This window comes from Bradyrhizobium lablabi (assembly GCF_001440475.1).
In the GTDB taxonomy this organism is placed as follows: domain Bacteria; phylum Pseudomonadota; class Alphaproteobacteria; order Rhizobiales; family Xanthobacteraceae; genus Bradyrhizobium; species Bradyrhizobium lablabi.
The window spans coordinates 59,525-60,518 of the sequence record NZ_LLYB01000062.1 but is presented as its reverse complement, the minus strand read 5'-3'; the positions used below and the strand labels follow the sequence as shown (position 1 = coordinate 60,518).

The window sequence follows — 994 nt, the reverse complement described above, 5'->3', positions numbered from 1 at the left end:
GAGGCCGCCGACCGAGGAGAAGGCGCCCGGATGCAGGTCGATGGTCTGCGCCGCCGAATAGCCGGAGCAATCGAGCGTGTCGTTGCCACCGGCATCGTAGATCGTCAGCGCCGGCGCCGAGGTGTAATTGCCAAAATTGAATATCGTGCCGGCGTTGCTGTTGAAGCCGTAGACGGTATCGCCGGTCCTGGTGGTGGTCGCCGCCCCGTAGATCGAGACCACCGCGTAGATGTCGGCCATCTGCGGCGTGACCACGTAGCGGTACGAACTCCCGGAGTAATTCGGCTCCGAGAAATACGACATGATCGAATATTGCCAGGTGTCGTTGGCGTAGGTCGCGTTGGTCGCATACGACGCGCTGCCATTGTACGGCCCCTGATGGCCCAGCCCGAGCGCGTGCCCGATTTCGTGGATGTAGGTCTGGTAGGCGTAGCTGTCGATGCCGGTCTTGCCGTCGTTGGCGCCGCCGTCGGTGGTGACCCAGTCGGAGCTGATCACGATATTCATGGAGGTGATCGCGCCCGAGCCATTCCAGGTCCCGCTCGCATAAGCCTGCATCGTACCGGAATTGCTGAACGTGATGTTCGCCGCGCCGGTCGTCTGGACGAACGTGACGTTGGCGACCTCGGACCACGCCTGCAGCGCCGACTGGGCCAGAAACTTCTCGGCCGAGTTCAGTGCACTGAAATTGTAGGTGATGGTGCTGGAGGCCCAGTGATGAGCGATCGTGCTGTTGTATTGCCAGAAGCCGTTGACGAGGTAATCGGCCAGCGTCGCGATCGACGCCACCGGNTTTCGCCGCGCTCGTGACGATCGAGGTGGCGGTTTCGGCCGCGACGGGAAACCGGTCGCCGTCATCGCTCACGAGCGTGTCATGCGCCGGAATCGACGCANTTTCGCCGCGCTCGTGACGATCGAGGTGGCGGTTTCGGCCGCGACGGGAAATTGATCGCCGTCATCGCTCACGAGCGTGTCATGCGCCGGAATCGACGCC

Annotated in this window: 1 protein-coding gene; it reads right to left on the bottom strand. The window is 62.8% G+C overall.

Translation table 11 applies throughout. The features are described 5' to 3' along the window. Nucleotides 1-789: M10 family metallopeptidase C-terminal domain-containing protein (locus CQ14_RS48230; RefSeq protein ID WP_199805532.1), on the bottom strand; the 789-nt coding region annotated here is incomplete at its 3' end. Nucleotides 790-994 lie beyond the last annotated feature (205 nt).